The sequence below is a fragment of the Hymenobacter sp. YIM 151858-1 genome, from assembly GCF_025979705.1.
In the GTDB taxonomy this organism is placed as follows: Bacteria; Bacteroidota; Bacteroidia; order Cytophagales; family Hymenobacteraceae; genus Solirubrum.
Window position 1 is genome coordinate 1,059,141 of record NZ_CP110136.1, and the last position, 17,805, is coordinate 1,076,945.

32 protein-coding genes are annotated in these 17,805 nt (G+C 59.0%); 20 read left to right on the top strand and 12 right to left on the bottom strand.

Annotated features, from left to right (window positions below):
• Nucleotides 1-183: 183 nt before the first annotated feature.
• The 10 genes from OIS50_RS04500 to OIS50_RS04545 form a co-directional block, all read right to left on the bottom strand.
• Nucleotides 184-507 (bottom strand): hypothetical protein, encoded by a 324-nt coding sequence (locus OIS50_RS04500; RefSeq protein ID WP_264693132.1) that lies wholly within the window; start codon nucleotides 505-507, stop codon nucleotides 184-186.
• 278 nt (nucleotides 508-785) lie between these two features.
• Complete coding sequence (locus OIS50_RS04505; RefSeq protein ID WP_264693133.1) at nucleotides 786-980, bottom strand: hypothetical protein; 195 nt, start codon at nucleotides 978-980, stop codon at nucleotides 786-788.
• 77 nt (nucleotides 981-1,057) lie between these two features.
• The gene (locus OIS50_RS04510; protein WP_264693134.1) at nucleotides 1,058-1,246 is read right to left on the bottom strand and encodes a hypothetical protein; all 189 of its coding nucleotides are present in this window, start codon (nucleotides 1,244-1,246) and stop codon (nucleotides 1,058-1,060) included.
• A gap of 13 nt (nucleotides 1,247-1,259) precedes the next feature.
• On the bottom strand, nucleotides 1,260-1,556 hold the full coding sequence (locus OIS50_RS04515; protein WP_264693135.1) for a hypothetical protein: 297 nt from the start codon (nucleotides 1,554-1,556) through the stop codon (nucleotides 1,260-1,262).
• Nucleotides 1,557-1,600: 44 nt separating this feature from the next.
• Nucleotides 1,601-2,026: a hypothetical protein gene (locus OIS50_RS04520; protein WP_264693136.1), complete on the bottom strand. Its 426-nt coding sequence runs from the start codon at nucleotides 2,024-2,026 to the stop codon at nucleotides 1,601-1,603.
• 124 nt (nucleotides 2,027-2,150) lie between these two features.
• Nucleotides 2,151-2,423 (bottom strand): hypothetical protein, encoded by a 273-nt coding sequence (locus OIS50_RS04525; RefSeq protein ID WP_264693137.1) that lies wholly within the window; start codon nucleotides 2,421-2,423, stop codon nucleotides 2,151-2,153.
• Between the two features lie 12 nt (nucleotides 2,424-2,435).
• Nucleotides 2,436-3,017, bottom strand: a complete 582-nt coding sequence (locus OIS50_RS04530; RefSeq protein ID WP_264693138.1) for an antirestriction protein ArdA — start codon at nucleotides 3,015-3,017, stop codon at nucleotides 2,436-2,438.
• Between the two features lie 116 nt (nucleotides 3,018-3,133).
• Nucleotides 3,134-3,448, bottom strand: coding sequence for a hypothetical protein (locus OIS50_RS04535; protein WP_264693139.1), 315 nt, complete (start codon nucleotides 3,446-3,448; stop codon nucleotides 3,134-3,136).
• 51 nt (nucleotides 3,449-3,499) lie between these two features.
• A complete protein-coding gene (locus tag OIS50_RS04540) occupies nucleotides 3,500-3,715 on the bottom strand; it encodes a hypothetical protein (protein ID WP_264693140.1) in 216 nt (71 codons plus the stop codon).
• A gap of 134 nt (nucleotides 3,716-3,849) precedes the next feature.
• Complete coding sequence (locus OIS50_RS04545) at nucleotides 3,850-4,287, bottom strand: hypothetical protein (protein WP_264693141.1); 438 nt, start codon at nucleotides 4,285-4,287, stop codon at nucleotides 3,850-3,852.
• A gap of 654 nt (nucleotides 4,288-4,941) precedes the next feature.
• On the opposite strand from OIS50_RS04545, the gene OIS50_RS04550 reads away from it, so the two are divergent.
• From OIS50_RS04550 to OIS50_RS04645, 20 genes are all read left to right on the top strand, one after another.
• Nucleotides 4,942-5,421 (top strand): helix-turn-helix domain-containing protein, encoded by a 480-nt coding sequence (locus tag OIS50_RS04550; protein WP_264693142.1) that lies wholly within the window; start codon nucleotides 4,942-4,944, stop codon nucleotides 5,419-5,421.
• A 1-nt stretch (nucleotide 5,422) separates the two neighbouring features.
• Complete coding sequence (locus OIS50_RS04555) at nucleotides 5,423-6,175, top strand: GIY-YIG nuclease family protein (RefSeq protein WP_264693143.1); 753 nt, start codon at nucleotides 5,423-5,425, stop codon at nucleotides 6,173-6,175.
• Between the two features lie 249 nt (nucleotides 6,176-6,424).
• The gene (locus OIS50_RS04560; RefSeq protein ID WP_264693144.1) at nucleotides 6,425-6,553 is read left to right on the top strand and encodes a hypothetical protein; all 129 of its coding nucleotides are present in this window, start codon (nucleotides 6,425-6,427) and stop codon (nucleotides 6,551-6,553) included.
• 4 nt (nucleotides 6,554-6,557) lie between these two features.
• Nucleotides 6,558-6,761 (top strand): hypothetical protein, encoded by a 204-nt coding sequence (locus OIS50_RS04565; protein WP_264693145.1) that lies wholly within the window; start codon nucleotides 6,558-6,560, stop codon nucleotides 6,759-6,761.
• Between the two features lie 2 nt (nucleotides 6,762-6,763).
• The gene (locus tag OIS50_RS04570; RefSeq protein ID WP_264693146.1) at nucleotides 6,764-6,994 is read left to right on the top strand and encodes a hypothetical protein; all 231 of its coding nucleotides are present in this window, start codon (nucleotides 6,764-6,766) and stop codon (nucleotides 6,992-6,994) included.
• A 10-nt stretch (nucleotides 6,995-7,004) separates the two neighbouring features.
• On the top strand, nucleotides 7,005-7,580 hold the full coding sequence (locus tag OIS50_RS04575; protein WP_264693147.1) for a hypothetical protein: 576 nt from the start codon (nucleotides 7,005-7,007) through the stop codon (nucleotides 7,578-7,580).
• Nucleotides 7,581-7,582: 2 nt separating this feature from the next.
• Nucleotides 7,583-7,879 (top strand): hypothetical protein, encoded by a 297-nt coding sequence (locus OIS50_RS04580; RefSeq protein WP_264693148.1) that lies wholly within the window; start codon nucleotides 7,583-7,585, stop codon nucleotides 7,877-7,879.
• Complete coding sequence (locus tag OIS50_RS04585) at nucleotides 7,876-8,046, top strand: hypothetical protein (RefSeq protein WP_264693149.1); 171 nt, start codon at nucleotides 7,876-7,878, stop codon at nucleotides 8,044-8,046. The genes OIS50_RS04580 and OIS50_RS04585 overlap by 4 nt, the downstream gene beginning before the upstream one ends.
• Nucleotides 8,047-8,048: 2 nt before the next feature.
• Nucleotides 8,049-8,294, top strand: a complete 246-nt coding sequence (locus OIS50_RS04590) for a hypothetical protein (RefSeq protein WP_264693150.1) — start codon at nucleotides 8,049-8,051, stop codon at nucleotides 8,292-8,294.
• Nucleotides 8,295-8,326: 32 nt separating this feature from the next.
• Nucleotides 8,327-8,617, top strand: a complete 291-nt coding sequence (locus OIS50_RS04595; RefSeq protein WP_264693151.1) for a hypothetical protein — start codon at nucleotides 8,327-8,329, stop codon at nucleotides 8,615-8,617.
• Nucleotides 8,618-8,702: 85 nt separating this feature from the next.
• Complete coding sequence (locus OIS50_RS04600) at nucleotides 8,703-9,275, top strand: hypothetical protein (protein ID WP_264693152.1); 573 nt, start codon at nucleotides 8,703-8,705, stop codon at nucleotides 9,273-9,275.
• A gap of 22 nt (nucleotides 9,276-9,297) precedes the next feature.
• The gene (locus tag OIS50_RS04605) at nucleotides 9,298-9,516 is read left to right on the top strand and encodes a hypothetical protein (protein WP_264693153.1); all 219 of its coding nucleotides are present in this window, start codon (nucleotides 9,298-9,300) and stop codon (nucleotides 9,514-9,516) included.
• Nucleotides 9,516-9,704 carry a hypothetical protein gene (locus tag OIS50_RS04610; protein ID WP_264693154.1) on the top strand — a complete coding sequence of 63 codons (189 nt, stop codon included), beginning with the start codon at nucleotides 9,516-9,518 and terminating at the stop codon, nucleotides 9,702-9,704. Before OIS50_RS04605 ends, OIS50_RS04610 begins: the two co-directional genes overlap by 1 nt.
• Nucleotides 9,701-10,513, top strand: coding sequence for a hypothetical protein (locus OIS50_RS04615; RefSeq protein WP_264693155.1), 813 nt, complete (start codon nucleotides 9,701-9,703; stop codon nucleotides 10,511-10,513). Before OIS50_RS04610 ends, OIS50_RS04615 begins: the two co-directional genes overlap by 4 nt.
• The gene (locus OIS50_RS04620) at nucleotides 10,513-11,163 is read left to right on the top strand and encodes a hypothetical protein (RefSeq protein ID WP_264693156.1); all 651 of its coding nucleotides are present in this window, start codon (nucleotides 10,513-10,515) and stop codon (nucleotides 11,161-11,163) included. The genes OIS50_RS04615 and OIS50_RS04620 overlap by 1 nt, the downstream gene beginning before the upstream one ends.
• The gene (locus tag OIS50_RS04625; protein WP_264693157.1) at nucleotides 11,164-13,245 is read left to right on the top strand and encodes a hypothetical protein; all 2,082 of its coding nucleotides are present in this window, start codon (nucleotides 11,164-11,166) and stop codon (nucleotides 13,243-13,245) included.
• 18 nt (nucleotides 13,246-13,263) lie between these two features.
• Nucleotides 13,264-15,705, top strand: coding sequence for a hypothetical protein (locus OIS50_RS04630; RefSeq protein WP_264693158.1), 2,442 nt, complete (start codon nucleotides 13,264-13,266; stop codon nucleotides 15,703-15,705).
• Nucleotides 15,706-15,805: 100 nt separating this feature from the next.
• Nucleotides 15,806-16,654, top strand: a complete 849-nt coding sequence (locus OIS50_RS04635; protein ID WP_264693159.1) for a hypothetical protein — start codon at nucleotides 15,806-15,808, stop codon at nucleotides 16,652-16,654.
• Between the two features lie 16 nt (nucleotides 16,655-16,670).
• Nucleotides 16,671-16,937, top strand: a complete 267-nt coding sequence (locus OIS50_RS04640; protein WP_264693160.1) for a hypothetical protein — start codon at nucleotides 16,671-16,673, stop codon at nucleotides 16,935-16,937.
• Nucleotides 16,934-17,305, top strand: a complete 372-nt coding sequence (locus OIS50_RS04645) for a hypothetical protein (RefSeq protein ID WP_264693161.1) — start codon at nucleotides 16,934-16,936, stop codon at nucleotides 17,303-17,305. The genes OIS50_RS04640 and OIS50_RS04645 overlap by 4 nt, the downstream gene beginning before the upstream one ends.
• Here OIS50_RS04645 and OIS50_RS04650 read toward each other — a convergent pair.
• Entirely contained in the window at nucleotides 17,302-17,571 is a 270-nt protein-coding gene (locus OIS50_RS04650; protein WP_264693162.1) for a hypothetical protein, read from the bottom strand. The genes OIS50_RS04645 and OIS50_RS04650 overlap by 4 nt on opposite strands.
• Entirely contained in the window at nucleotides 17,568-17,729 is a 162-nt protein-coding gene (locus OIS50_RS04655) for a hypothetical protein (RefSeq protein WP_264693163.1), read from the bottom strand. Before OIS50_RS04655 ends, OIS50_RS04650 begins: the two co-directional genes overlap by 4 nt.
• Between the last annotated feature and the right edge of the window lie 76 nt (nucleotides 17,730-17,805).

A 17,805-nucleotide genomic window follows, 5' to 3' on the forward strand; every position in this document is an offset into this window, starting at 1 on the left:
GCCTAGTTGGTCGATTTACTTCGGAGTTGCCGAAGAACTTCGTCGTGTTGCTCGGGCGTGACGAAATCAGCATCAGTGCCTAGGCAGCGATAATAAGAACGCGTAACGGTGTATTCCTGCCCTTTGTAGGCCAGTACAACCTTCTCGCTTTTTAGTTGCGCTTTGCAGTCAGCGAACGGGCTGTTAATAAAGCTCGCTGCGTTTGTTGGCGTAGAGGGCTGGGCCTTTTCGGTATTCATTCGGGTATTTAAGCTGATAAAACAAGTTAACTGCTATCCGCCAAGTGGTATACATGCGCGAGCCTAAACCGCCTACAATGTGCGTAAACGGTTTATTCGTCCCGTGTGCCAACATAGCACGTTTCAAGCTTTCGAGTGTCAGCACTTCGGCGGTTCTTACGCCTTCGCGCGTCGTATAAACAACCCAGTCTTTACGGCCGTAACGGGCTTTCTTTTCGGCTTCCTGGCCGGCCATCGGGCCGGTTAGTTTGGTTACTGCTTTGCTCATGGCATGGTGCCCGTAACGCAGGGCGGCGAAAAGGTTGGAAACTGGTAAAACGGGTCTAGTTGCCGCGAATCTTGCGGACGGTTTGGGCAATGCGTTCGAGGCGGCGCTGGTGCTCGGCGCGTACGGTGGCAAGGCAGCGCACGGGCAACGGCGGGGCGTGAATGGGTGCTTTCATAGCAGTATGCGTGTTTGGTACTCGGGAGCGTGGGGTACAACGCAGCCGGTTAAGGCTGCCGCACTGTGCCTAATGTCTGTTTAGGCTCGCACAGTCGAGCGGGTCAACCGTTAAAATTCCACTTTTTAAATCCTGGCTTTTTAACCTTTGTGGGTTCTCCTTCGCCCCATATCTCGAAGTTGTAGTGTCCCGCGTTGCGGGTAATGCTGTTAGCTTCGTTTTTGTCGTGTGCATAGGCGGTGCCGATGGCAGCGAACTTGCCCATAATAACAAATGCTAGGAGCGGAGTATTTTTCATAAACAGCGGTGCTCGGTAACGCTGAGCGGCGTGCAATTTGGTTTGTGATTATTCAGGGATGCGGGAATAGTTGGGGCTTAATCCAGCCAAGCTCCGCACGTAGTTATGTATAGGTGTTGCGCGTCCTCGTTTAGCCAGTTGCCTAGGCTGTCGAGCACTCCGGCTTGCTTGAGGTCGGCCAGTACTTGCCGGCGTTGGGGCTCGTCGCGGTTGGTGGCGTTGAGGCGGGCAAGGGTGCGTACTTTGTCGGCGTGTGGGGCTTGCATGGTGCTGCGTTGGTTAGGCGGTGTAACAATCACAGAACAAGTCAGCGTCGCCGCTCAGGTGCTCAAGTATGCCGTAAGCCGCGCGGAAAGCGTCGCCGTACCAATAGCCTTGCGCGCTAAGACCTAAGAACGCGAGGAGCTTGCGGGCCAACTTGCGGCCGTTGCGGTCGGTTTCCAGTACGCTGGCTAGGGCCAACGTGCATTGATTGGCGGTGATGTTGCCGTATTGCTCGGTGCTGAGCTGTTTTTGTAGCCAGTTGGCAAACTCAGCTGCGTCTAATTTCAGGGCGGCGTAAATCGGGGCTTTCATGGTTGGCGGTGCGGCTATCCGGCCGCGCGGGGTTTAGTGGGGTGTTAGCCTCTGGGGTGGTATGATCCGGTTTCATGGCAGCCGCAACAAGTGCGCCGCGCTAAGCAGTGCAATGCTTGGGCGTAGTCGGGTGGTAGTTCGCTGCCCGTTACTTTGTTAGCAATGCCTGCGGATTCTATGACGATTTCTAATTGTCTGCGGGCAACCTCGGCCTTATTGCATCGGCTGCGACCCGTGCGGCGGGCGTCCTCGTTCAACGATTCAATAAATTCCAGTACTTGTTCCTTTGTTTGGATAGAGGCCAATGCGGAGCGCAGAAAATGCCCGGAATTAAATCTGTTTATGCTGTTCGGTATTAGGTAGCCGTACTGCTCCCAAACAGCCTGTATTTCTTGTTTGCTGCTTTTGGGGTGCGTGGCGTTCTGTATTTCCTCTTGGAATTTGAACGGCGGGCGGGGTGCGTGTCTCATATCCTGGTGCCGTGTGACGCTCGGCGGCGTGGGTTGGGGTTGGTTCCTTGCTCTGCGTTTATCGAGGCTTGCAACTCGCTCTAATGAGGCCGCATTAAGGGCCGGCGCTGGGCCGGCTGTCGTGTTAATGTTTTGCTTGTTTGCGTCGGTTGTACTCGGCCATGTATGCCTCTTGGCGAGATATGCGGGCGTTATATTCCTCGTCTGTTTCTAGGCGCGTCGCATATACTTCTATGCGGTATCCGCTTGTATCTTCCGATACACTGAACGGGTTAGCTCCTACAATCGGCTCAAGTTCCTTAAGGGTTAGGCGGGTGCTATCAGTGTATTCGGTAAACGTCGCCGGAATTACTTCCTTGCTGCGGTTGATCTTGATTGGGTAGGCAAAAGCTGGCATGTTGCGGAGTGGTTAACGGTTGCGGAAAACGTGATTGTTTTCGCTTATCCAGTAGTCACCGATAAAAATATCCCGTGCAAAAGCCTTGGTATCGAAATAGAAGGCGTTTATACCTGCCTTCTTCATAGCGTCAAAGTATCCAAGCTCCTCGGCTATGTGGTCGGCGAAAGCTTCTTCGCTGTCGTGCTGGCCTTGGTAGTCCTCGCGGAACTCCTCAACCAGTTCGGCGGCTTCGCTTAGGTCGCGGCCGAGGTTATCGCAGTAGTCTTGGAATGCCTCTTGCTCGTCTTCGCTCAGCTCGTTCATGGCTTCGGCGTAGTTGTAATACGCTTCAAAATCCATGCTTTCCGAGTATAGCGAGCGGGGGAACCCTTCAAAGTCGTGGGCTGCCCATTCCTCGCGGGGCTGGCCGCAATTCTCGGCGGTGCCGTGCTCCTCGTCGTACTTCTTGAGCATGTCGGCAATTGCTTCGAGCATTTCGTCGGCGCTGCTGTAGTCGTCGAGGTCGAACCATTCACCGAGTAAGGAGCCGGCGTTGTAGTCAGATAGCGAGGCGATGTAAACGCGTGGGGCGGTCGTGGTGTTGTTTTTCATGGGTTGGTGCCGTTTAATGCCTGGCGGGCTTTGTGGTTGGGTTCCTGTTTCTGCTTTTGCTTCATCAGCTACGGCGCACACCGTAGGACAGGGCCGGACGGGGCCGGTTGTCGTGGTTAATATTCCCAAATGGCGCGGGCGGTAACTACCAGCACATTAACACGGGCTTCCTGCAACTGCTCTAGGTTGTTCTTGCTCGCGGCGGTGTTGCTGAAATTGTGGCCGGTTGCGCGGTCTACTAGCGTGCAACTAACAGCGGGCCAACTGGCAAAGGCGTTAAGATTGTTGTAATACCTGCCCTCCTGGCGCACGTCGTACCCTAGGGCGCTGACGTGCTGCTTAAACTGCTGCGGGGTCATTACCTGACCGCCTGCGGCTACGTGTTGGCTTATGCGGTGCTGTACTTCGGCGGTGTATTTCGTGGCTTTCATGGTTGGGTCGCGGTAACGCTGCGGGCGTGGGTGTGAGGGGTGTGTTGGTTCTTACTGCTGGCTGATAACATCAGCCGCCGTAATAGGCTCGTATACATCCTGATTACCGCGCAGAATACGACCGTACAACTGGCCTGCTAGTGTCATGGTCGCGGTTAAGATGTGCGGCCGGTTGTACTGCTCGGCGTTAAACCGAATCACAACGGGCGAAATGCGGCCCGTTTCGAGAGCTTTGTTTATGGCTTCGGCGGTGTTGTTGATAAACATATATGGTTGCCTGTGACGCTGGCGGCGTTGGGTTGTTGTGTGTGTCTGTGTTGTTGTACGTCAAAGGTAATACACTGTTTCATTATTGCAACAACATTGTGAAAAATAATTTCATACAACAATGTAATTGCTTGTTACACAGGCGTATTATTTTCTGCATTTGCTGTACTCGCTTGTTTCTTTACGTACGCGCGCGGGTATTTCTTCAGCTCGGCGCCGGTTATGCGTTCCTTCTGGCTGCGTAGTTCCCTGGCTAGTCGGCCGCATACCAGTGCGCCGGCAGAAGTCGGGCGGTAACTCGTGCGGGTGCTGAGCCGTGCACCTCGGGCGCGTTCAAGCCAGTTCCGTTGGATCAGGTTGCTCAGCAGGTGGTGCGTATAACTGTAGTCAATGCCTAGGAATGTTGCCACATCCTTAGCCCGTACCAACTTGCCCATGCTGCCCCATGCCGATACGAGCTGCAAGGCTTGTAAATGACGCGTGCTGCATTGTTCTCGCTCGGCTGTGCGTTCGTAGGCTGCAAGCCATGCGGGGCCGTGTACATCGTGTTTGTTCTGTGGAGTGGATGCCATGTGTACAAGGTGTGGAAAGAATGGGAGTTGTTTAGTAGTCCGTCCCACCTACACACACCACGTCGCCCACAATCCCCATACTCCACGTCCGCCAAACAAGGCAGGGGAGGGGCGAAGGGCGCATGTTCCCGTGGCCGGCGCATTGCCTTGCTGTATGGGGTTTCGGATTATATACCAACCACTACTTAACATAATGAATATTATACATGACAATATCCTATTTTGTACCAGCCTTCCGCATGGGAACGGGTTCCGGTTTGTACTGGCAAAAACGGGCCTGGTGGTCGCGCAGAGGGTACCCGGTGCTGTGGTTTTGAAGTTGGGAACGGCCCCGGCGCGGGGAAAACTGCCGCTTGGTCTTTCATCTCACCTACACCGAGCCTTCAATCTAACTTACTCAGAGTACTTCGCCAATGCCTGCTGGCGGCACGACGATAGGAGTGTGGATGTAGGCGCTGGATGCAATGGCCTTATTGCACTCCCGTAGGTGGGATAGTATTATATACACCGCTCAGGGGAAGCCTTATATACAGGCACTTGCGGGTAGAGCATATGTATCTGCTCGCCACCGTATAAGTATGCATTGTAAACCATGGGTGAAATATTTTCTCGATAATGCTTGCATTAATGGAATAATGTTGCAACCTTTGGAACATGGCACGACAGCAAGTAAGAGAGGAGCTTAATCCTCAGACGGGGCGCTGGGAGCGCAAGATTCTAAACCAGTACAGCCAGCGTGTTAAAACGCAGTTGTTCTCCATGCTACCTCACCCGACCAGCCCGCTATTGTTTTCTATTACCCGCATCAAGGATATGCATGTGCTGCTGGCCTTGTGCGAGTTTGCGGAGTTCAATACCAACAAGGTGTACTTAACCGGCGCCCGCCGACAAGAAGTAATGGCGCTGGCTGGCGTCACCTCGCAACACCTAAGCAATGCGCTGCGCCGACTGCGCGAGAAAGGCGTTCTTACTTCAGGTAAAGGCGAGGTTGCTATCCAGCCTTCCGTTATCTGGAAAGGAACCACCGGCAGGAGGGCAGAGGTGCTTGGGGGCAATCAACCCGACGAGAAGCCCACGAGCAAAGCGGCAAGCCCGTCACTAGCCCACGTAGAATCAACCTTTGATAGCGAATAACATGGTATACTGCATCGGTTCCCGCGAGCATAAGGTTTGCAAGATTGGCTACTCCAATAACCCGGAGGATCGCATGAAGAAGCTGCAATGCGGCTTCCCGTTTCAACTTGAGGTGCTGGCTGAAAAGGAGGGCGGCCAAAAGGAAGAAGCACTGCTGCACCAGCGTTTTGCCGAAGACCGGCTCAACGGCGAGTGGTTTACTCTAACCGCTGAAATCGCCGCCTACTTCGGCTTTATGGGCGAGAGTATGTTTCGCGTTGCACCGGGCGCTTTCGAGCGCATATCCAGTCTTTCGCCTACCGCGCTGACGGTTTATGCCCTAGCGACCACCGGCCGAAAGGACGACGTTGTAATTCTGGATACCGCGAAGTTAAACGACATTGCCACCCGTTCAGGCTTGCGTTTGTCTGTGGTCGAGCAAGCCATTGACGAATGCATTGACGAAAAAGTGTTGGTGCCAGAGAGCATGAGCAAGCTGTCCGCCGACCAACAGAAAGAAGGCATGGGTTTATACGTGGCCTCTATTCACTTCGAGTGTCAAACCTACGAGTTCTCAGACCCCGTTCAAGTCCATATTATGGAGCCCTTGGTATGCAGGAGTCGCAGGGCGGCTATTGAATTGGCTAAGAGGGTTACCCTCAAGCCTTATAAGTGCAAGCTAAAAGGCGACTGTGAATGGTGGCAAGCGGGCCTGCAAGTAATACCTGTTACAAAAGACCAGCTTAAAGACTGGTTGCGCCAAGTATCTCACTAGCCATGCCCGAAACCCCGATACCATGCGAATACTGCGCCCACATGCGCAAACCTCGTAAAGACCGAGCTGCGCTCCCGTGCTACGGCATGTGCTACGCCGGCAGCCGTGGCCGCCTTATCCCAAACATCAAAGATGAGCCGCCGAAGTGGTGCCCGCTCCGCAAAGAATAGGCAAACGCCTGCGCCTGAAGCATAAATTCTCCAAACCAACCCACCAATCGTAGATAGCCGCCTTTTTGCCCGAAACCCCGTGAACACCCTCGCCCGCATCGCCGACTCCCTGCTCACCCCCGCGCAATGGCGCGACCTCATCCGGGCGATGAACACCGCCCGCCGCATCCAAGCCCAACAGGCCCAGCCCAATACCCCAACCCACTAACACCATGCCCTGTTACCTAGAAATCTTGCCGGCTTACGCCCGAGGCCCGAGGCCCGTTCGTCGCTACGATGTAACGCAATTCAGCGACGCGCAAACGCAGCGGTTTGCCGACCGCCTCGATAGCCGCCTGCCTGCTCGGTATTGCGTGCGGTTGCGCGAGTCCGCCCGCCGCCTGCCGCGCCTGCACAAACCTGTTTATCGCCACTAGCCATGCCTTCAATTGACGCTGAACAGCCCCTAGGCGGGTGGGCATCGCGGCCCGCTCACGCCACACGCCACTACTACCAACGCAATACCAGCACCGGCCCGCTGCTCTACAAAACGCTGTGCGGGCGCTACACCGTCGGCCGGGCCATTGTCCCCTACCTGAGCTCGGTGCACCATCGTCTTGTCGATTGCAAAACCTGCGCCCGCCTACTAGCTAACCCCCTCACCAACTAACCCCAACCCCATGCCCACCACCCCCGACCCCGTGAACCTGGAGGCCCTGTGCCCCGACTGCAAAGGCAGCGGTGGCGTGGAGGTAGGCGAGCACGAATACGCCACATGCCCCTGTGTTAAGCAACCGACCAACCCCAACCGACCCGATAGCATGAGCCAGGAAGAACTACAAGCCGCCCAAAATATAGCCGAGTCTTTGTTTGCGCCTTACACGTCGGCGTGGCACAACCAAACTCAAACGCTCACGGACTGCGAAGGTGACGAAGTAATGAGCGACACCTACCCCTGCCGGCACAGCGAGATACCCGACCTGCATCGGACTCCCACTATACAGGACGACATACGGGAGGCTCTGAACACATACCCAGCCTTGGTTGAAGCCCTTACGGCCGCCACCCAACGCGCCCAAGCCGCCGAGGAAGCCTACACGCAGCTGCGGTTGCAGGTGACGGATGCGCTGCGGGACATGATGCTTGACGATTCAGCCATTTACCGCCACGAATCTGATGCGAAAGCAGCCCGCGCATTCAATCAGCACATCGAACAGGTTGCCCGCGGCCTCGACATCGACCTAGACGAAGCATAGCCATGAGCAAGCCCCAAGCCAAAGAGTGGTACGACCCCGTGCCCCGCAAATACCAGCCGCATGTAGACGTGCTGCTGCGTCGCCTACACCGCCGGATGCGTGCCTACGTGCTTACCCTGATCGACATAGCCGAGCGCGAACACCCCAACCGCAATGTGCTCAAAGACCCGCGCCAAATTGTGCTATTAGCCATGCAGCACGAATGCGAGAAGATAGCCAAGGAACTGCAAGGCCAGTTGCAAGCCGAGTTCGACCTAGAGGACATGCTGAGTGACCTCGATATACCGACCAGCGAATGAAAAAGCGCCTACGCAAGAAGCTAGGGGTAGGCGAGTACGCCAACCCCTACCGCAAAACCCGCAAGCAGCGCGAACACGAAGCCAAGTTGCGCGCCGCCTTTCAAGCACTCCCGAAATCCTTTTGGGATAAGCTATTCAGCCAACTCGACACGGCAAACGAAGCATAGCCATGTACACCTACCTCAAGCCTTTCACCCTTAACGGCCGCCGCTTTGCCAAGGTCGTGACCTACGGCACCAACGAGTTCTTTGGCTTCTACAAGGGTTGCCAAATCGACCTAAGCCGCAAATGCAAGAACAGCCGCTGGTCTATCGACGTACGCCACAAAGACGGCGGCTACCTATACGACGGCTACTACGATGCCGATACGCTTCAAGAAGCCCTAGAAGAAGCCATTAATGGCTCTTGCCTGTAACACACCGCACCAAAATGAACCAACCACTCTCCATGCGCGAATACGATGAGAACACGTTCGCGCCCCTCAAAGCCGCCCTCGACGGCCTCGAAGATATTCTCCGCTACAAGAACCGTCAGTATGGGAACTCTGGCCTTGAGCCTATCGGGGTCTTTAGCAAGACCTCAACCCTTGACAAACTGCTGGCCCGCGCCGACGACAAGGTGGCGCGCATCCGCAACAGCGAGGAGTTACGCAAGAATGACGTGGCCGACCTCATGGGCTACCTTGTTTTGATTTGCGCCCACCAAGGCTGGACAGATTTCAGCGAGCAGAAGGACTAAGTAAGCTAAGAACGTACGAAAAAACTGGAATGCAGACCGCCCCACGGTCTGCATTTTTTGTACCTTGCCAATACCAGTTACGCCCATGCCCGAGTCCAATCCCCCCGCCCGCCGCAAGATTGCCCTGACCGGCACCTACAACACGGCCCCGAACGTGGCTCCCAAAGCCGCTTCGGATCGCAACGCCACCTACGCCTACCTCGAACAGTTCAACCAGGACCCGCGCGGGTTGCAGGAACTGTACGCGGCGGGCATCAACGACCTTGACGACCCGCTCGCCCCCGGCCAGCGCATCAACTACGGCCAGCTCAAGGCCCGCTTCGCTTCGCCCGCCACGGCCAAGCAGATGTTCGAGAGCCAAGCCTACCGGCAGGGCGGCTACCGCGACGCCGGGGCCTACCTGCAAGCCATGCACGACCAAGGCAAGGCCCGCCTGATGCAGCGCGCCACGGCCACGCCGCAGCAGGTGGTGTTCGCCCCCGAAGCCCTGCAAGCCGCCGCCGCCCTTCGGGGCCAGAACTTCATCAACGAGACGCAGGTGGTGCTGCCCGACGGCACGCCCCGGCAAGTGGCCGCCGCCGACATGGCCCGCCGCTACACCGTTGTTCCCCGTGGCACGGGCGCTGCCGCTCCCGGTCGTACGATTAAGCTCCAATAACCCAACTCATACCAACCATACCATGACCCGCGAAACCCTCGCCTTCGCCAACGAACTCTCCACCAACATCCAGTTGCAGGAGGACGAAATCATTCGCATGAAAGCGCAGCAGCGAATGCAGAAGCTACGCCACACCTTGCACAGCTCGCCCGCCGTCTGCGAGGAGGACTACTTCGAGAAAGAGATTAAGAACTCGGAGGAGCGCCTGCGCAAGATGAAAGACGAGTTCGAGCGCCTGTAATGACCTACGCCCTCAGCCTGTTGTCGCTGGCGTTGCTCCTGGCTTACGGCCACCAGCGACGACGGCGGCAGCAGGCCGAGCGGGCGCAGCGCCTCGCTGAACTCAACCTCTACTCGCAACAGCAACGGGCTGACCACTGCCGCGAGCAGGTTAAGAAACTCCTCCGCCAACTACCAACCAACCAATGACTTGTGATTTAACGCCGTTAGCCAATTACCTACTGGTGAGCGTGCCGGCCAGAGCACCGCAACCCGCAGGCGCGCCCAAGCTCGTTACCCTGAAAGGTGCCGACGACTGGCAAGCCCTGACTGCTGCCTTGCAGGCCGGCACCGAGTTTCACGCCGAAACCAACGAAGACCCCGCCCAAGCGCCCGTGAACATCGGGCAGGTGCTGCGCCTGCCGGAGCGCCTGACCCCGGATATGATTTTGTGTGCTGGCGGGCTCAAGAACAAGGGCCGCCGCACCGCCGAAGACATCTTGCAGGTAATCAGCGTGGGCGACCACATCTACTGCGACAACCTGACCTTCAGCAAGGAAAACGAGTTACAGCCCGGCATCTACCGCGTGCCGTACTCATCGGTGGTGTGCATCGTAGAGTTGGCGGTGGATAGCCACGGCAAGCGCATTCCCGAGTTGGATGTGTTAACACCCGTGGCGGGCTACGTGCTGCTCAACCGCATCTGGCCCGCCGAGTGCTTCGAGGAGCGCATCGACGGCGTAGTGCGCAAGGTGCGCCGCAACAGCCTCGGCCTCGTGGAAGTCTGCGCCCCGCTGGACAACGAAGGCATCGTGGCCTACGCGGGCGACCCGTTGGGCGAGCAGTCGTTTACGCTGCAACCCGGTCAGCGCGTGCTCTGCCAGCCCGGCTTTGCCTCGCCCGTCACCATCGAAGGTGAATCATATCTGGCTGTGCGACAGGATTACATCGCCGCCATTCTCGAAGACAAGCCGCAGTACGCCGTGCTGCCGCTGAACAGCAAGTACTACGACGCATAATGGCTGAGGATACCTACGCTCACCGTTTCCGCTACGACATTACCCAGCTCCGCAAAGGGGAGACGGTTTTGGAGCGTTGGCCGGAGTTGGCCGCCGCCAACGACAAGCTAATTACCTACGGAGCAGGGGAGAACGACCCTTTTCTTCGCTACGCCATCTACCTCGGCGAAGGCAGCGGCCTGCACACGGCGGGCCTCGACTGGCACGAGCGCAAAAAGGAAGCCCTGCGCCTCGCCGGCATTCCGGCCGACCACCCCCGCGTCGAGAAAATCCTGAACCTCACCGACGACCCCACGCGCGAACTCCGCTGGGCGTGGCTGCGCGTCACGTCCTCGCGCCTGTTCCGCTCCTACGTGGCGGGCTGCGAAGCCTACGACCAGACCTGCGAACGGGTGGAGAAGCGCATCGCCGAGGAGGAAGACGCCGCCGACAAAGGCGACCTGAAGGCCGACGCCGAAATGCGGGCCAACCGCTCGCGCATCGACCTCTGGCTCGACCTTGACCGCATGGAAGTGAAGCTCAAAGAAATGGAGGCCCGCTTGTTCTTTGACGACGAAGACATGAAAAAGCAGGCTGCCGAAGAAGCCAAGCCCCAGGCCGCCCGCGACTCGTGGGAAAACCAGGTGCTGAGCCGCAAGAAAAAGAAGTAAGTGCAGCGCAGCCTCGAATTTGAGAAGCTAAAGGACGGCCGCCTCAAGGTTTGCATTGCCGACCTCGATTGCTTTACCCCGCCCGTACCCAAAGACAAGAGCGGCTTTCTCAACGGGCACGTCAAAAGCCGCAAAGACCAACGCTGGGAGCGCGACTTTCCCACCGACGAGGAACTTGACCTGCTCTCGGAAAAGGAATACCTCGACTTACAGGCCCGCGAAGCCGACCGCATCTTCAACGGCTGCTGGTTTCTCAACGACGGCGAGCCCACCTACCTCACGGGGGTTCACTACACCTTCCTGACCCACTTTCAGCTCCCCTCGGGCGAGTACGCCGACTTCCGCGAGGCTGACCAAAAGGACTTCCTGCACGACGAGGCCGCGTTCAACGACCCGCAGTGCATCGGCAAAATCTTCCTCGGCGCCCGCCAGCGCGGCAAAACCGCCCGCCGCGCCTGCCGCCTGTTCTGGCGCGCCATCACCGACATGGGTATTCGCTTGGGTATTCAGTCGAAAAACGACGAATCCGCCCAGGACGTACTCAATAAGTTCGTCTCGCACGCGCTGCGCAACCTCTCGCGTCTGATTCGCCCCGTTACCGACCTGGCAACGGACAACGCGCAGAAAAAGATCAACTTCAAAGCTCCGGCGCGGCGCGGCAAGACGGCCTTAAACTCGCCCAAGGTCATTGCCCTGAACACCACCATCGAGCGCCGCAACTCCAAGCCGCAGGCGTTCGACGGCGACACGCTCGCCGAGTGGCTGGGCGACGAGTGGGCCAAGAAACAGGACTACGACTCCGAGGAACGCTTCAACGTAGTGTCGCGCATGATGCGACGCGGCGGCAAGGCCATCGGCTTCTGCTGGCTGCCCTCCACCATCGACGAGAAGGAGGACTTCGAGCCCGACATGCCGTTGCGCATGTGGAAGGACGCCGACCCGACCAAGCGCAAAACCACGGGCAGCACCGAGAACGGACTGGTGCGCTTATTCGTGCCCGCCTACGAAGGCCACATCATCGACGCCTACGGCCGCTCGCTGATTCGGGAGTCGATTGCCGACCTCGAAGCCAACTGCCCCTCCGACCCGGTGCAGGCGCAACGCTACTGGCGCGCCAACCCCCGCGACGTAAACGACGCCTTCGCCACGGCCGGCCGCGACTCCATCTTCAACGTCGATGTGCTGCGCGCCGTGGAAAAGAAAATCAACCACGAGCTTGACCCGCACATCGTCCAGCAGGTTGATCTGGTCTGGACGGATCACACCCGCACCGCCGTCAAGACGAGCCCCAACAAGGAGAACGGCCGCTTTAAGCTGGTGATGCGCGCCCTGCCGCCCGAGCAAAACAACGTCGTGCAGGCGGGCTACATGCAAAACGAGCAGGGGCAGACCGTGCCCACGTTCAAGCCGCTCAACGACCACCGCTACGCCGTGGGCTGCGACCCCTACGACGCACGTACCGTCGCCAAGCTCTCCACCGCTTCCAAGGGCGCGGCCTACGTGCTCTGGAAGCCCGACATGCTCCACGAGCAGGAGCGACTCGGGGCCGACGGGGTGGAGCGCGGCGGCTACTGGCCCTCCGACTCGTTTATCGTCGAGTACATCAACCGCCCGCCGCGCCCGCAGGACTTCTACGAGGACATGGTAAAGCTCTGCCACTTCTTCGGCTGCTCTTTGCTGCCCGAGCGCCAGAAGCCCGGCATCATCCACTACTTCGAGAACCGGGGCTACAAAGCCTTTATCGGCGGGCAGGTGGCCCTTACCGACACCGACCGCAAGAAGCTGGCGAAGAAAAAGGACGCCGACAACTACGGCCACGCCGCCTCCACGGAAGCGACCGTGCAGTGGTCGGAGCTGATGGCGATTTACTCGCACGGCCCTTTGGCCGACGACTGGCGCCGGATGCCCTTCGCCGCGCAGGTCAAGGACTGGCTCTCGCTCGACGTGCTCGACACGCAGAAGTACGACGCGGCCGTGGCCTCGGGCTGGACGCTCATGCAGGCCCGGCGCTTCGTGCGCCGCAGCGGGCGCCCGCTACCCCCCGCCGACGTGTTCAACCTGCGCAATTTCTTCAACGTCTGATTTACTACCTTGTAGGTAATGCAACAGCTATCCTCGCCCTTAACGGCCCCGTGGCCGTATCCAGAGACGTTTGACACGCGCGATCCCAGGAAAAAGAACGCCGCGTGGATTTTGCAGTGGGGGCGGGGCTTTTACTCGCAGTACCGCACCGGCACCAGCAAGGACTTCTACCACGGCCACACCTCCGGCCGCTACGAACTCGCCCGCCAGTACGCGCTCGGCCTGCACCAACCCGTGCAAGCCCTCAAGGACGTGGAAGGCAACCCCGACGCCGACCGCAACAAGAAGCTCGACTTCCGCCCCCTGCCGATTCTTGACCGTTACCTGCGCGCCACCGAGGGCGTGCTCAAAGACCACGAGTTCGACGCCTCCGTGAGCTGCGTGGACGAGCAGGCCGCCGCCGACAAGCAACGCTACGCCGCCGAGGTGCAAGCCTCGTGGGCCGCGCAGCAGATGGGGGCCGCCGACCTCGACCCCATGCAGGGCCAGCCCGACGTGCCGCAAGACCCGGCCGAACTCGAACTCGCCCAGCAGCGCCGCAAAACCGAGGAGGAAGCAGCCCTGGAGCGCAAGTTGCAGTACGCCCTGTTCCTGGCGAACTACGACCAGCAGAACCGCGAGTGCCAGCGCAACGAAATGCTCTACGGCGTATCGGTGATTTACCAGCGTCCGTGGGGCACCCGCCGCCTGCCCGCCGCGCTCTACCCCGGCGACTGCTTTTTCCTGCCCTCCTTAACCGAGGACTTCGCGGGCTTGCAGGCCGGGGCCCACCTCGAACGCATCACCCTCGCCCAGCTCAAGGCCGAGGTTGCCGCCGACCCCCACGCCAAGTTTACCGACGCGGACTGGGAGCACCTGCGCAGCATCGCCAAAACCTCCATGCAGAACGGCGGGCGCGAGTTGCGCTACGATTCCACGCTCGGCAAGGAACCCGAACTCGCCGGCCAGATCGAGGTAATCCGCTTCTCCTTCTTCTCCACCGACGAGTACGTGCAGGCCACCGCCGAGGGCAAGCCGTGGCGCGAGAAGCAGGCCGGGTACGACAACCCCCGCAACTACTACAGCCAAGTCGAAAAAGCGCAGATGCAGTCGGTGTACGAAGGCACGCTCATTGCCAGCAACCTCGAACTCGGCTACGGGGCCCGCCGCGCCCACTCCCAACTGCGCGACGAAAGCAACCCCCTGAACTGCCACCCCTTCTACGTCGTGTCGGCCCCCGGCCGCCTGCACGGGCAGTCGCGCTCGATGGTCGAGCTGTGCTTCTCGCCCTACGACACCTACCAGCGCGAGTGGCTGAGCCTGCAAAACTCGCTGGCGACGGCCGTGCCGTGGTGGCTGGAATTTAACGTCGGTGCCATCCGCGAGAAGGTCATGGAAGGCGACAAGAGCAAGCCGGACGGCGGCGTGGCCGACGCGATTCGCGGCCTGCTCAAGAACCGTTGGATGCCCGCCAACAACACCGACGAGGAAGGCAACGAAATCAACCGCGCCGCCATTACTTCCGGCTTCACCCAAGGCTGGGAGCAGGAAGTCAACCTGCGCTGGTCGAACATGGAGCGCGCCCGCTTGGAAATCGAAGCCATCAGCGGCATCAACGGGGCCATCGCCGCCGCCAACCCCACCGCCGACGTGGGCAAGGGCGTAACCGAGCAGGCCGTCTCGGGCGCGCAGAACGCGCTCGAACTCTACTACCACAGCAAGCGCCGCCGCTTTAACCAAGTGGTGCAGGCGCTGGGCTCCACGATCAAGTACAACGAAGCCGACGCCCCGCTGACCGGCTCGTTCTCGCTGCCGGTGGGCGGCATGGGCAAAACGCAAGCCGTGAGCGTGGCCGCCGCCCCGGAGATTGCGGGCCGTAAGTTCCAGTACATGATCGAGCGCCGCCCCACCCAACAGGAGTGGCAGCGCGTGTACGCCGCCGCCGACAACGCCGTGGCCTCGGGCAACCTCCTGATGGACGACTACGTGCAGCTTACGTTCGTTCCAAACCTCAAGGACGCGGCACTGCACCTGACCACGGGCATCCGCAAAAAGCAGCGCATGGATCAGGAAAACAGCCTGATGCAGCAGCAGCAGACCGGCCAGGTTCAGATGCAGAGCGCGCAGGCCGCCGAGGAGGAAAAACGCAAGACCGCGCAGATGGAGCACGAGCTGCGGATGCAGTTGGAGCAGCACATCACCGAGCGCGCCGTGCTCGTGGCCCGCATCCAGCAGGAAACGGCCGTGCAGAACACCGGCACGCAAACCGACGGCAAGCTCTCCGCGACGCAGCTCTTGGCCGAGGCGCAGGTAACGGTGGCCGAAATCAAGAGCGGCACCGACGCCGAGCAGGCCGAGCGGGAGCGGATGCAGGCGGATCAGCACCACCTCGAAGGCATTGACCGCGACCTCGTGTTGCAGCAGCGACAGGCGGAGGCGCAAAAGCAAGCCGCCAAAGCCCGGCCGCAAGCGGGCAAGTAGGGCGGGGGAGTAACGTAAATGAGCGTGGCGAGAAAAACTTGCCACGCTCATTGTTTTTGGTCAGCAGTTAGAGTACATTTACGCCACATAGGAACAGTGTATGGAACAACCGACCACCCATATCGTGTGCTTTAGCGGCGGGCATTCCTCCGGCATCGTGGCGATTGAAGTAGTGCGCCGTTACGGCAAGGAGAACGTCTTGCTGCTCAACCACAACATCAACCGCAACTACGAAGACGCGGACATCAAGCGGTTCAAGCAGCAGGTGGCAGATTACCTCGGCCTACCCATTACCTACGCCAACATCGACGGCATCGAGGACGATGCGTTGATTCCTGATCAGTTCGATATAAGCCTGCGCAAAAAGGGGTTTAAAGCCCCGGGGACTGGGGACGCGTTCTGCACCTACGAATTAAAGACCAAGCCCTTTATGCAGTTCCTAGAGCTGAACTTCCCCGACAAGAACGTGGTGATTTACTACGGCTTTGATGACGACGAGCAGCACCGCATTGCCCGCCGCGAAATGATCCTCGGCAATAAGGGGTACAAAACTGACTTTCCGATTGCCCGCTGGCCCTCCACGATTGAGGAAACGAGCGAAATTGGCATTCCGCGCCCCATGACATACGCCACGTACAAGCACGGCAACTGCGCTGGCTGCGAGAAGGGTGGCATTCAGCACTGGTATGTCACTTACTGCCACCGCTACGATGTGTTTACCAAAGCCAAAAACACCGAAGCCTCGCTTGGCTACACCATTCTGAAAGACCAGCGCGGCGGCGTAACCAAGCCCTTGCCCCTTACCGACCTAGAGCCCGTGTTTGCGCGCATGAAGTGCGCGGGGGTGCCCAATACCGAGCATTACGACGAGGGTAAATTTAAGAAGTACCTCAAGCAGTATCGCTTACCCGAACTCAGCCTGTTTGCTCCTTGCGAGTGCAGCTTCTAAACGCTACCTGCCAACCATGTCTACGCTCTCCCTGTTCGCCCTCGTGCTGCTGCAAAACGCCAGCTTCACCCTCGTATCGCGCGCCCGCAACTCCGGCTCCTACGCCTACCACGCGTTCGGGGCGGTGTGCTCCAATGGGATGTACCTGCTGGTGTTCAAGCAACTCTCGCTCAACATCAACGACACGACCACGCAGGCCACCTACCTCGTGGCGTCGGTGTGCGGCTCGCTGCTCATGCACCACGTCGCCCAACGGTTCTTTGAGCGCAAGAAACAAGGATGAGCAAAGACGAACTCAAAGCCATCTTCGCCAAGCTCCCGCTCGATCAGGACAAGCTCTACCCCCGCGACTACGTGCTGGACAAGCTGCCCGACACCCTGCGCGACAAAAGCGGGGCGGTGGACTACGCCGTGCGACAGGGCTGGCTCTGCGCCCGCGACCAGTTCGGCATCCGCGAGCTGTGGGTAGACGGCCGCCCGGAGTGGAAGGCCACGCGCTTCGCCGCACCCCGGCCACGCGTGTCCGCTTCGGTGTCCGCCGCGTCCGCTGCCGTGTCCGCCAGCGCCCCGCTCGACGCGGAAAAGAAAAAGCCGGCCGCCTCCCGAAAGAAGCAGCCGGCTCCGCAGCCCGTGGGCGGCTTGTTTAGCTAACCCTCGTAGGGCTCGATTTCTGCATAGGCCAGGTACTCGTGTACTTGGTCTTTGTTTTTATAATCCAGCGTGCAATACCAGTTGTCGCCGTCCCAATCAAACCAGCCGATGTCGTACTTCTTCTCGACGCGGCCAAAGAACTTATCCTTCACCGTGTAGCAGATAAGCACCTTTACGGTGGCGGTTTGCATGGGCTCACACGCCGGCAACTCCATGCCTAGTACGTGTGGCTCGATCCAGTCGAGGTTTATTTTCTGCCAGTTCATAATCCTTCGTTTTTAAGACCGATTCTTACCAGGTCACGGGCGGCTTCTGCGAAATAGCGGAAGCCGTTTTTTTGTTGGTGGCGCACCACGCGCGCCCGGTCGTGCGGGGTCAGCGCGAGAAACACCTGATTGGGGTTGGCTTTGGGGGTTGCGGTCATGCGGAATTTCGTCTAGGGAGTAGCGCGGGCAACCCCTAGTGGCAAGGTACAAAAATTTGGGAGGGGCTGACCTTGC

Bases quoted from the DNA above. Each gene is read 5' to 3' on its own strand.
- OIS50_RS04530 (WP_264693138.1), bottom strand. From the start codon at position 3,017: ATGAAAAACAACACCACGACCGCCCCACGCGTTTACATCGCCTCGCTA.
- OIS50_RS04595 (WP_264693151.1), top strand. From the start codon at position 8,327: ATGCGCGAATACGATGAGAACACGTTCGCGCCCCTCAAAGCCGCCCTC.
- OIS50_RS04630 (WP_264693158.1), top strand. From the start codon at position 13,264: ATGCAACAGCTATCCTCGCCCTTAACGGCCCCGTGGCCGTATCCAGAG.
- OIS50_RS04635 (WP_264693159.1), top strand. From the start codon at position 15,806: ATGGAACAACCGACCACCCATATCGTGTGCTTTAGCGGCGGGCATTCC.
- OIS50_RS04575 (WP_264693147.1), top strand. From the start codon at position 7,005: ATGCCCACCACCCCCGACCCCGTGAACCTGGAGGCCCTGTGCCCCGAC.
- OIS50_RS04640 (WP_264693160.1), top strand. From the start codon at position 16,671: ATGTCTACGCTCTCCCTGTTCGCCCTCGTGCTGCTGCAAAACGCCAGC.
- OIS50_RS04655 (WP_264693163.1), bottom strand. From the start codon at position 17,729: ATGACCGCAACCCCCAAAGCCAACCCCAATCAGGTGTTTCTCGCGCTG.
- OIS50_RS04545 (WP_264693141.1), bottom strand. From the start codon at position 4,287: ATGGCATCCACTCCACAGAACAAACACGATGTACACGGCCCCGCATGG.
- OIS50_RS04515 (WP_264693135.1), bottom strand. From the start codon at position 1,556: ATGAAAGCCCCGATTTACGCCGCCCTGAAATTAGACGCAGCTGAGTTT.
- OIS50_RS04520 (WP_264693136.1), bottom strand. From the start codon at position 2,026: ATGAGACACGCACCCCGCCCGCCGTTCAAATTCCAAGAGGAAATACAG.
- OIS50_RS04580 (WP_264693148.1), top strand. From the start codon at position 7,583: ATGAGCAAGCCCCAAGCCAAAGAGTGGTACGACCCCGTGCCCCGCAAA.
- OIS50_RS04585 (WP_264693149.1), top strand. From the start codon at position 7,876: ATGAAAAAGCGCCTACGCAAGAAGCTAGGGGTAGGCGAGTACGCCAAC.
- OIS50_RS04590 (WP_264693150.1), top strand. From the start codon at position 8,049: ATGTACACCTACCTCAAGCCTTTCACCCTTAACGGCCGCCGCTTTGCC.
- OIS50_RS04550 (WP_264693142.1), top strand. From the start codon at position 4,942: ATGGCACGACAGCAAGTAAGAGAGGAGCTTAATCCTCAGACGGGGCGC.
- OIS50_RS04500 (WP_264693132.1), bottom strand. From the start codon at position 507: ATGAGCAAAGCAGTAACCAAACTAACCGGCCCGATGGCCGGCCAGGAA.
- OIS50_RS04650 (WP_264693162.1), bottom strand. From the start codon at position 17,571: ATGAACTGGCAGAAAATAAACCTCGACTGGATCGAGCCACACGTACTA.
- OIS50_RS04605 (WP_264693153.1), top strand. From the start codon at position 9,298: ATGACCCGCGAAACCCTCGCCTTCGCCAACGAACTCTCCACCAACATC.
- OIS50_RS04555 (WP_264693143.1), top strand. From the start codon at position 5,423: ATGGTATACTGCATCGGTTCCCGCGAGCATAAGGTTTGCAAGATTGGC.
- OIS50_RS04600 (WP_264693152.1), top strand. From the start codon at position 8,703: ATGCCCGAGTCCAATCCCCCCGCCCGCCGCAAGATTGCCCTGACCGGC.
- OIS50_RS04610 (WP_264693154.1), top strand. From the start codon at position 9,516: ATGACCTACGCCCTCAGCCTGTTGTCGCTGGCGTTGCTCCTGGCTTAC.
- OIS50_RS04535 (WP_264693139.1), bottom strand. From the start codon at position 3,448: ATGAAAGCCACGAAATACACCGCCGAAGTACAGCACCGCATAAGCCAA.
- OIS50_RS04620 (WP_264693156.1), top strand. From the start codon at position 10,513: ATGGCTGAGGATACCTACGCTCACCGTTTCCGCTACGACATTACCCAG.
- OIS50_RS04540 (WP_264693140.1), bottom strand. From the start codon at position 3,715: ATGTTTATCAACAACACCGCCGAAGCCATAAACAAAGCTCTCGAAACG.
- OIS50_RS04505 (WP_264693133.1), bottom strand. From the start codon at position 980: ATGAAAAATACTCCGCTCCTAGCATTTGTTATTATGGGCAAGTTCGCT.
- OIS50_RS04565 (WP_264693145.1), top strand. From the start codon at position 6,558: ATGCCCTGTTACCTAGAAATCTTGCCGGCTTACGCCCGAGGCCCGAGG.
- OIS50_RS04525 (WP_264693137.1), bottom strand. From the start codon at position 2,423: ATGCCAGCTTTTGCCTACCCAATCAAGATCAACCGCAGCAAGGAAGTA.
- OIS50_RS04615 (WP_264693155.1), top strand. From the start codon at position 9,701: ATGACTTGTGATTTAACGCCGTTAGCCAATTACCTACTGGTGAGCGTG.
- OIS50_RS04570 (WP_264693146.1), top strand. From the start codon at position 6,764: ATGCCTTCAATTGACGCTGAACAGCCCCTAGGCGGGTGGGCATCGCGG.
- OIS50_RS04645 (WP_264693161.1), top strand. From the start codon at position 16,934: ATGAGCAAAGACGAACTCAAAGCCATCTTCGCCAAGCTCCCGCTCGAT.
- OIS50_RS04510 (WP_264693134.1), bottom strand. From the start codon at position 1,246: ATGCAAGCCCCACACGCCGACAAAGTACGCACCCTTGCCCGCCTCAAC.